Origin of the sequence: Neobacillus drentensis (assembly GCF_036965645.1) — a bacterium.
Lineage (GTDB): Bacteria > Bacillota > Bacilli > Bacillales > Cytobacillaceae > Neobacillus > Neobacillus drentensis_D.
Genome location: NZ_JBALPZ010000175.1, coordinates 1 through 8,809, shown reverse-complemented (window position 1 = coordinate 8,809; position 8,809 = coordinate 1). Strand labels below are relative to the sequence as shown.

Below are 8,809 nucleotides of genomic sequence, written 5' to 3'. Positions count from 1 at the left end.
GGTGTCAGGCACCATCCCCCTATTCTAAATTGCTGTGGCGGGCGAAGGCGTCGTTGTTGCTTACGCTGCTTAGTTGGCTGTACTGCAGACAGATGGTGTCGAATAGCAGGTGAACGCATTGGTCAAATAATGAGCCCAGCGGCTGAATAGTTTTAAGTTCATTTTCACGGCGGTACTTTGTTGCTGCTGGAACATGCAGGATTCTAGTTGCAGCCGCTGCTAGTGGTGATTCTGGATTCGTCGTCACGGCAATTACCGGGCAGCCCAGTGATTGTGTCTTTTCAGACGTCCAAACAACACTCTTGGTTGTTCCAGACCCTGATACGGCGACCAATAAGTCCCCTTCGCCAATTGCTGGAGTGATTGTTTCCCCGACAACATACACCGTTGCACCTAAGTGCATTAATCTCATTGCGAACGATTTGGCCATTAATCCTGACCGTCCTTCACCAATAATAAAAATACGCTCTGCCTTTTGCAATTCACCTGCCAATTCTTGCAGTTGATCTTCTGCCACTTGGCTTAATACTGTCTCAATTTCCTTTAAAATAGTAGAAACGATCATACTAACTCCTCCTCCTGATAACAAACTTGTTTGAACTTAGCGGCCGCCTCAGCGGGATTTTCTGCTTTCGTGATCGCGGACCCAATAATCGCAACAGCAGGATTCAATGTTGCTCTTAGAGCACCAATGGACTCTAACGTAATTCCGCCTGCAGCTGCCACCTGAATGGCCGGATTATTTAAAAGCTGCCCACCCTTAGCACCACGATTCTGCGAGCCCGCTTCCTCTTGTTCATCCTTACTGACATGGTCACAAAAGATGGCTTCCTTGTATTTCATTAATGCTCTTTTTTGCTCAGCAGATGTATTCAATAAGTCAATCATCACTTTCTTTTTATACCGACGGGCTACTTCCATACACGCATCAATCGTGACAAGCGGTGATACGCCCATAACGGTCGCCACATCGGCACCCGCTTCGAAACACATTTCGAATTCATAACGGGCATTATCAATGGTTTTAATATCCGCCACCACTGTTTTCGCAGGAAAGGCCTGTTTCAGTTCTTTCACACTGACAACACCGAATTCCTTGATTAAGGATGTCCCAACCTCGATCCAATCAATCGAGTCCTCCACTTTTCTAGTTAGCTCTATCGCTTCCGCAATCTCCATTCGATCCAAGGCTAATTGTATTTTCATTGAGATAAACTCCTTTTTCTTAAAAGTAAAACGGTTTACTAAATCGATTTAGTAAAAGTATACGACAGTTTAACATAATTGGATAGAGGGGATAACCAACATCCCCCTCTACACCAACTTACTAGGGAAAATAAACTCTTCTGGTTCTCTATCAACTTTATTGATTTGTTCTAATAAAAGTTCCGCAGCCTTTGTTCCCATCTCACTGGCTGGTTGAATAATAAATGTAACCGGCGTTTCCAACACATGGGCAAATGGTATATTATCAAATACTACTAACTCGATATCCTGACCAATCTTCAGCCCTTTATCTCTTAGGCACTTAACTAGCTCTAAAAAGACACGGTCATTACCAGCAAAGATGGCCGTCGGTCTTTCCTCCAATGAAAAGAGCTCGTCAAGCATACTTTTCATCCCCGGAATATCAGATTCTATCACGTAATCCGGGTTGATTTCGAGCCCTGCATCCTTCATGGCCTGCTGATAGCCCTCAAATCGATCCGTCCGGGTACTAACCTTCAAGGGCTGGACAGCAAATGCAATTCTCTGATGACCTTTCGCCACAAATTGCTGAATCGCACGATAAGTGGACTCCCGGTTATCCGTCACAATTGAAAAAACAGATAGATTTTGCACTTTCCGGTCCACAAACACAACCGGATAACCTTGCTTAATCATACTCTCATATAATTGATTATTTTGTCCGGTTGGGAAAATAATCAAGCCATCCACTTGTTTGGCCCGCAGCATGTCAATATACTTCTTTTCCTTTTCAGGATCATCATCGGCATTACACACGATCGCATGCAGGTCGTGATGGTTGCAAAAATCCTCAATCGCCCTGCTTACCTCGGTTGAAAAATAATGCATAATATTCGCGACAATAATCCCTACCATTGAGGTACGTTTTTGCTTTAAACTTCTAGCAATATAATTAGGCTGGTAGCCCAATGTTTCAATGGCTTCTTCAATCTTTTGTTTTGTTTTTTCACCCATATACTCGAAGCGATTATTCAAGTACTGTGATACTGTACTTTTAGAAACGCCAGCTGCTTTTGCAACATCTGCCATCGTCACTTTTTCCATTCTACTCGTCCTCTTTCATTCACTATCGATGACTCCATTTTAGCGGCAATGAGGTAAATTTGCCAGTTACTATAAAAAAGGATGATAGCTGGCTGGTGCCGCCTATCATCCGTCACTAGTTTTTGAACTTTAAGCAGTTATTTTCACACCCGCTGCCTTACGGTTACTGTCCTTTTTTGCAGCCCTTACCGCCCAAACGGTTAAGATGGCAGAAAGGAATAATGAACCTGCCATAAAGATGTAAGAAGCACCAAATCCCCCTGTTGATCCATTTAAGTACCCTACAATATAAGAACCGACGAATGAACCTAACGCACCCATACTGTTAATAAGCGCCATTGCCCCGCCTGCTACATTACGAGGGAGGATCTCAGGAATAATGGCAAAGAACGGTCCGTACGGAGCATACATTGCCCCGCCTGCAATCACAAGCAGGATAAACGAAATCCAAAAATGACTTGTACCAATCGCATATGAAGCATAAAATGCTACGGCACCAATTAATAGGAATGGCCAAACAAATCCACTGCGATTTAACGTTTTATCAGAGAAGTAGGAGGCCGCTAACATTAATACGACTGCTAAAATATACGGTACAGACGATAACCAGCCAGTTGTTACTATATCCATATTTGGCGCTGCTTTAATAATTGATGGAAGCCACATCACAAATCCATATACTCCAATGCTCCAAAGGAAGTATTGAGCACTTAGTAAAATAACTGGTTTGGATTTAAACGCTTCACCATAATTTTTAACCGCTTTCAAACCTTCTTGTTCTTTTTCTAATTGTAGTTCAAAATCGCGTTTTTCTTGGTCTGTTAACCATTTCGCATCTCTTGGCTTATCATTAACTAATTTCCACCAAATGAAGGCCCAGATCACTGCTGGCATGCCTTCAACGATAAACATCCATCTCCAGCCGACAGAGTTTAATAAGTAACCGGATACAATTGACATCCATAAAACAGTTGCAGGATTACCTAAAATTAAGAAGGTATTCGCACGAGAGCGTTCAGCTTTTGTAAACCAGTGGCTTAAGAACACTAACATTGCTGGCATAACCGCACTTTCAACAACCCCAAGCGCAAACCGAATTACAAATAGTAGATTAATATTAGTGATTAAACCTGTTGCAGATGCTAACCCGCCCCATAGAATCAATGACCAGAAAATCAATTTCTTTGCACTCTTCTTTTCTGCATAGCTAGCACCAGGCACTTGGAAAAAGAAATAACCTAAGAAAAATAGCGAACCAAGTAATGATGATGTCCCAGGTGTAATATGAAGATCTTTTGCTAATCCTGCCGCAGCTCCGAAACCATAGTTAGCACGGTCAAGATAGGCAAGGCTGTAAGTGATAAAGGCAATTGGAATTAAGCGGAGCCATCTTTGTTTAGCAATCGTTTGTTTCATCCTATTTCACTCCCTGAAGGTTTTTTTCGATATAGGCTAACAGTTTATCTTTTATCGGATAACCATCATTGTCACCTGGTGCCTGAACGGCAAGGGAACCAATCGCGTTTCCTCTTATAACTGCCTCTATAATGGAAAGTCCATCGAGTAATCCACTTATTACTCCAACAGCAAATCCATCACCAGCACCCACGGTATCTATAATTTTTTCTACCTTGAAGCCTGGCACCGTACCTTCCTCTGATGCTGTTTTATAAAATGCCCCTGCACCGCCAAGCTTAATCACAACTAGCTTTACACCTTTATCAAGGTAAAAGGATGCTATATCACTCGGATTTTTGTAACCGGTTAAAATTTCTCCCTCAGTAACCCCCGGCAGTACATAATCAGCCTGAAATGCCGCTTCGTTAATATGCTTTACCATTTCTTCCTGCGAATTCCATAGACTTGGGCGCAAATTTGTATCAAAGGATACCGTACGTCCATTCTTTTTCATAAAAGCTAACGCATGGTTAGCAAATTCCCTTGCCTCTTCCGAAATCGCTAATGGAATTCCCGTCATATGCATGTGTTTGGCTGCTAAAAAGTATTCTTCCTTAAAATCAGTTATATTTAGATGACTTGCTGCTGACCCTTTACGAAAATATTGTACCTCAGGATCACCTTCCAGGACCTTTGATTTCAACTGAAATCCAGTAGGATACTTGTCATCAAACCATACATGATCAATGTTGACGTTTTCATTTTTCAGACGGTCAATAACGAACCTGCCAAATGCGTCATTTCCAAGCTTACTTGCCCAGCCGGCAGAAAGTCCAAGTCTTGCCAGGCCAATAGCGACATTGGTTTCAGCACCAGCAAGTTCCCGTGTAAATTGACTTACTTCATGTAACGCACCTGGTTGATTGGCGATAAACATTGTCATCGCTTCTCCAAAAGTAACAACATCTAGCTGTTTCATGATAATAGCTCCTCTCTTTCTCTAGCCATATCCGTAATCATTTGGATATAGTCCTTCGTTTTTTCTTTCGGAACAATTGGAAACTCGAGTGCTTTCACGATATCGGCCGGAAAACTACTCATTACTTTCCTCCAGCTTTGCTCTCCAACCGGCTGAAGCGGTATAGTTTCAAGAGTTTTCGTAACTTGTTTTAAATGAAGATAGCTGACATATGGAGCCAGTTTTTTAAGCGCGTCCTCTACATCCTGCCCGGAATAATACCAGTTTCCTGCATCAAAGGTCATTTTAACCGGTACCTCCTGTTCGACAGCGCTTTCAAAGAATGCCTGTAAGTGCCTTACATTTCCTCCATATGGAGTCTGATCATTTTCAACTAACAGTTGTATTTCCTTTTGCTCCTTTAGGAACTCACCTAGTTCGGCGATATTTGATTTATCTTGCTGAAAATGCCCTAATGATACCTTTAACCAGTTTGCACCAAGGACAGCAGCTTCTTGAAAAATAGTATTTAACTTCTCTTTGTTAAACTGGTAATCCTCTTGCCAGCACTCAATTGGAGCAGAATAAACCGTGAATAGTCCAAATCGGTCAATTTCACTCTTTATTTGATCAAGCTGCAGGTCTTCTGCCGGCAATAATTCACGGCGAATTTCAATCCCAAAAGCTCCGGCTTCAGCAATCAGTTTAACAAATGCGCTTTGGCCGTTTGTTGTCACTTCGCTGCTTTCAAAAGCATTTAACGGGACAATCACGTTTTTCATAATAAAGATCCTTTCTAGATGAACATTATTCTAAAACGTTTTAGTAAATCGATTTAGTAAATCGATTTATCTGTATTATAAACCCATTGTAAGCGTTTTTGCAACCATATTTTTTTAAAAAAATGCCCTTTGTACTATAATCGTATTTACTAGCACTATATAAATAGGTGATATGATGACAAACATTAGAGATTTAGCTAAGATGGCTGGAGTTTCCGTAACCACCGTTTCAAGGGTCTTAAATAATCATCCTTATGTAAGTGAGGATAAAAGAAATAAGGTCCTAGCCGCAATTAACGAAAGTAATTATCAGCCGAATATAAATGCCGTCCATTTAAGTATGGGAAAAACCTTCCTAATCGGTGTGGTCGTTCCCTTTATTGACCATCCTTATTTTTCTCGATTAATAAAAGGAATTGCTGCAGAAGCATTACTACACAACTATAAGCTGGTCCTATTTCAGACCAACTATGATGAGGATAAGGAACTTGAGGCCTTGCAAATGCTTAAACAAAAGCAGATTGATGGCTTAATTATTTGTTCAAGGATTTCCAGCTGGCCAATTATCGAAGAATACTTATCATTTGGCCCGATTACGTTGTGTGAAGACACCAGGGGCAGGGAAGTTTCGTCTACATTTGTAGACCACTATCAAGGCTTCATGACGGCTCTTGAGTACTTGTACCAAAAAGGTCATCGTAAAATCGGCTATTGCATCTACCGCAGTTCAGGTACTAATAGCAAAAATAGAGCACTAGCCTATCAACATTTCATGGAAAAGTATCAGCTTGCCTGTGACCACGAATATATTATTAGTCACTGTCTTCATTTTGAAGATGGTGAAAAAGTAATCAAGAAAGTTCAACAAATGGCTAATCCTCCTTCCGCCTTGCTGGTCACAAGTGATGAAGTGGCAGCCGGTATTGTCACAAGTGCGCACAATCACAATATTTCCATTCCGAATGATTTAGCGATTATTGGTTTTAACAACCAGCCAATTGCACAAATGATGCATATTACGACAATTGAAATCCCTCTTATAGAAATTGGAAAGAAACTCTTTCTGCAAGGGATTTACCAAAGTGACAAGCCCTCTTACCAAGAAGTGGCTGTAACCTTAATTGAACGTGAGACAGTTTGAATTTTTTAAAGAATTATCTCCAAATCCCTTGACCTGAAACGCGTTTCATAAAATATGCTTTAGATGCAAGACCATACAACACTTGCCGGCGTGATCAGGTGATCCCTGAGCGTAACGACAGTGTTGTATTTTTCCGGAGGTGTATAAAGTGAAACAACCAATTGTTTTTTTTGATATTGACGGAACTCTTTTAGATGATAAAAAAGTAATTCCAGAGTCCACTAAGAAAGCTGTACGTCAGCTTCAGGATAAAGGAATTCAAACTATCATTGCTACGGGCCGCGTTCCAAAGATGTTTTACTGGATTCAAAAGGAACTAAATATTGATTCTTATGTTTCCATGAATGGACAATATGTGGTGTACCAAGGAAAACAGGTATATTCCAATCCAATTAAACCTAGTTTTCTGCAATCCATGTCAGCAATAACGGCTCGTAACGGACATGCGTTAGCTTACTGTAGTCATGAGGATTATAAAGTTAGTGAAAAAAACCATCCGTTTATTGAAGCTAGCTTTGATTCATTAATGATGCCCTATCCTGAAGTGGATAAAGAGTATTATAACCAATTATCCATCTATCAAGGCCATTTATACTGCGGTGTAGAGGATGCCCAACAGTATATCGACCTTTTCCCAGATTTCAGTTTTGTAAAGTGGCATGATGCAGCCTACGACATTCTCCCTCGTGGCGCATCAAAAGCAATCGGAATTCGTAGACTTCTAGAATTATTAGATTTGGATGAAAAAAATGCCTTTGCCTTTGGGGATGGATTAAATGACATTGAGATGTTGGCAACAGTCGGTACAGGGGTAGCGATGGGAAATGCCGTGCCTGAAGCAAAAGCAGCAGCGGATGTTATCACAACCTCTTCTTCTCAAAATGGGATCCTTAATGGACTTATCAAGGTTGGACTGTTGGAGGAGGGGCTTGCTCTTTAATAGATTATGGGTAAACGGACAGTGCTGGTCACTGTTTGTTTTTTATTTTAAGGGCCAGATCAAAAGAGGAAGCGCCTATGTCAGCCCCGACAAGCATGAGGCGAGCTGGACGTGTTTAAACCTGTAAAAAGTTATCTACAAGTAGTAAATCTATAATTTCCCATTCCATAAAAAAATGCCTGACTCCCAAATGGAAATCAAGCATTTTATTAAGTGGGCCTAAATGGACTCGAACCATCGACCTCACGCTTATCAGGCGTGCGCTCTAACCAGCTGAGCTATAGGCCCATATTGGAGCGGGTGATGGGAATCGAACCCACTACATCAGCTTGGAAGGCTGAGGTTTTACCAGTAAACTACACCCGCATGATAAAATTTGGAGGCAACACCCGGATTTGAACCGGGGATAGAGGTTTTGCAGACCTCGGCCTTACCACTTGGCTATGCTGCCTTAAAGATAAGATGGCTGGGCTAGCTGGATTCGAACCAACGCATGTCGCAGTCAAAGTGCGATGCCTTACCGCTTGGCTATAGCCCAATGGATTTTGTTAAAGGAAGTATGGGGCGGCTGATGGGAATCGAACCCACGAATGTCGGAACCACAATCCGATGCGTTAACCACTTCGCCACAACCGCCAGAATATATATTAACAGCAATATGCTATTAGTTTAAAAGTGGCGGTCCGGACGGGACTCGAACCCGCGACCTCCTGCGTGACAGGCAGGCATTCTAACCAACTGAACTACCGGACCAAATTGCGGGGGCAGGATTTGAACCTACGACCTTCGGGTTATGAGCCCGACGAGCTACCAGACTGCTCCACCCCGCGATAGTAAAAAGTATTAAGTTTGGAGTATGCTCCATAAATAATAGAGTGAATTATGGCGGAGGAAGAGGGATTCGAACCCCCGCGCGGTTTAACCCGCCTGTCGGTTTTCAAGACCGATCCCTTCAGCCGGACTTGGGTATTCCTCCGTAAAACACTATATGGTAGCGGCGGAGGGGATCGAACCCCCGACCTTACGGGTATGAACCGTACGCTCTAGCCAGCTGAGCTACACCGCCATAGACAAATATTAACCTTCGACTGGTCGGGAAGACAGGATTCGAACCTGCGACCCCTTGGTCCCAAACCAAGTGCTCTACCAAGCTGAGCTACTTCCCGTTACATAAGCGCGCCCGAAAGGAGTCGAACCCATAACCTTCTGATCCGTAGTCAGACGCTCTATCCAATTGAGCTACGGGCGCAAATTATTGATAATTATTTTCACTTTCGTGAAATATCATGGTGGAGGAT

8 protein-coding genes and 11 tRNA genes are annotated in these 8,809 nt (G+C 42.3%); 2 read left to right on the top strand and 17 right to left on the bottom strand.

Annotated elements, in window-relative coordinates:
* Positions 1-19: 19 nt before the first annotated feature.
* The 6 genes from hxlB to V7266_RS26325 all read right to left on the bottom strand — a co-directional run bounded on the left by hxlB (position 20) and on the right by V7266_RS26325 (position 5,430).
* On the bottom strand, positions 20-565 hold the full coding sequence (hxlB, locus tag V7266_RS26350; protein WP_335472201.1) for a 6-phospho-3-hexuloisomerase: 546 nt from the start codon (positions 563-565) through the stop codon (positions 20-22).
* Entirely contained in the window at positions 562-1,206 is a 645-nt protein-coding gene (gene hxlA / locus V7266_RS26345) for a 3-hexulose-6-phosphate synthase (protein ID WP_335472200.1), read from the bottom strand. Before hxlA ends, hxlB begins: the two co-directional genes overlap by 4 nt.
* 108 nt (positions 1,207-1,314) lie before the next feature.
* Positions 1,315-2,292 (bottom strand): LacI family DNA-binding transcriptional regulator, encoded by a 978-nt coding sequence (locus V7266_RS26340; RefSeq protein ID WP_335472199.1) that lies wholly within the window; start codon positions 2,290-2,292, stop codon positions 1,315-1,317.
* 129 nt (positions 2,293-2,421) lie between these two features.
* Positions 2,422-3,708, bottom strand: a complete 1,287-nt coding sequence (locus V7266_RS26335; RefSeq protein ID WP_335472198.1) for an MFS transporter — start codon at positions 3,706-3,708, stop codon at positions 2,422-2,424.
* Between the two features lies 1 nt (position 3,709).
* A complete protein-coding gene (locus V7266_RS26330) occupies positions 3,710-4,669 on the bottom strand; it encodes a sugar kinase (protein WP_335472197.1) in 960 nt (319 codons plus the stop codon).
* Positions 4,666-5,430, bottom strand: coding sequence for a sugar phosphate isomerase/epimerase family protein (locus V7266_RS26325; RefSeq protein WP_335472196.1), 765 nt, complete (start codon positions 5,428-5,430; stop codon positions 4,666-4,668). Before V7266_RS26325 ends, V7266_RS26330 begins: the two co-directional genes overlap by 4 nt.
* A 175-nt stretch (positions 5,431-5,605) precedes the next feature.
* Between V7266_RS26325 and V7266_RS26320 the strand changes: the two genes are divergently transcribed.
* Together V7266_RS26320 and V7266_RS26315 are read left to right on the top strand one after the other, a co-directional pair.
* Complete coding sequence (locus V7266_RS26320; protein WP_335472195.1) at positions 5,606-6,571, top strand: LacI family DNA-binding transcriptional regulator; 966 nt, start codon at positions 5,606-5,608, stop codon at positions 6,569-6,571.
* 148 nt (positions 6,572-6,719) lie between these two features.
* Complete coding sequence (locus V7266_RS26315; RefSeq protein ID WP_335472194.1) at positions 6,720-7,511, top strand: Cof-type HAD-IIB family hydrolase; 792 nt, start codon at positions 6,720-6,722, stop codon at positions 7,509-7,511.
* 214 nt (positions 7,512-7,725) lie between these two features.
* Here V7266_RS26315 and V7266_RS26310 read toward each other — a convergent pair.
* From V7266_RS26310 to V7266_RS26260, 11 genes are all read right to left on the bottom strand, one after another.
* Positions 7,726-7,799, bottom strand: a tRNA-Ile gene (locus V7266_RS26310).
* A 4-nt stretch (positions 7,800-7,803) separates the two neighbouring features.
* Positions 7,804-7,877 (bottom strand) — tRNA-Gly (locus tag V7266_RS26305).
* 11 nt (positions 7,878-7,888) lie between these two features.
* Positions 7,889-7,962 (bottom strand) — tRNA-Cys (locus V7266_RS26300).
* A gap of 12 nt (positions 7,963-7,974) precedes the next feature.
* Positions 7,975-8,049: transfer RNA gene (locus V7266_RS26295), tRNA-Gln, on the bottom strand.
* 22 nt (positions 8,050-8,071) lie between these two features.
* Positions 8,072-8,147 (bottom strand) — tRNA-His (locus V7266_RS26290).
* 40 nt (positions 8,148-8,187) lie between these two features.
* Positions 8,188-8,264, bottom strand: a tRNA-Asp gene (locus V7266_RS26285).
* A 3-nt stretch (positions 8,265-8,267) separates the two neighbouring features.
* Positions 8,268-8,341, bottom strand: a tRNA-Met gene (locus tag V7266_RS26280).
* Positions 8,342-8,394: 53 nt separating this feature from the next.
* Positions 8,395-8,487 (bottom strand) — tRNA-Ser (locus V7266_RS26275).
* Positions 8,488-8,500: 13 nt separating this feature from the next.
* Positions 8,501-8,577, bottom strand: a tRNA-Met gene (locus V7266_RS26270).
* A gap of 23 nt (positions 8,578-8,600) precedes the next feature.
* Positions 8,601-8,677: transfer RNA gene (locus V7266_RS26265), tRNA-Pro, on the bottom strand.
* A 9-nt stretch (positions 8,678-8,686) separates the two neighbouring features.
* Positions 8,687-8,760, bottom strand: a tRNA-Arg gene (locus V7266_RS26260).
* Positions 8,761-8,809 lie beyond the last annotated feature (49 nt).

Coding starts and splice junctions, on each gene's coding strand:
- hxlB (WP_335472201.1), bottom strand. CDS start 565: ATGATCGTTTCTACTATTTTAAAGGAAATTGAGACAGTATTAAGCCAA.
- hxlA (WP_335472200.1), bottom strand. CDS start 1,206: ATGAAAATACAATTAGCCTTGGATCGAATGGAGATTGCGGAAGCGATA.
- V7266_RS26340 (WP_335472199.1), bottom strand. CDS start 2,292: ATGGAAAAAGTGACGATGGCAGATGTTGCAAAAGCAGCTGGCGTTTCT.
- V7266_RS26335 (WP_335472198.1), bottom strand. CDS start 3,708: ATGAAACAAACGATTGCTAAACAAAGATGGCTCCGCTTAATTCCAATT.
- V7266_RS26330 (WP_335472197.1), bottom strand. CDS start 4,669: ATGAAACAGCTAGATGTTGTTACTTTTGGAGAAGCGATGACAATGTTT.
- V7266_RS26325 (WP_335472196.1), bottom strand. CDS start 5,430: ATGAAAAACGTGATTGTCCCGTTAAATGCTTTTGAAAGCAGCGAAGTG.
- V7266_RS26320 (WP_335472195.1), top strand. CDS start 5,606: ATGACAAACATTAGAGATTTAGCTAAGATGGCTGGAGTTTCCGTAACC.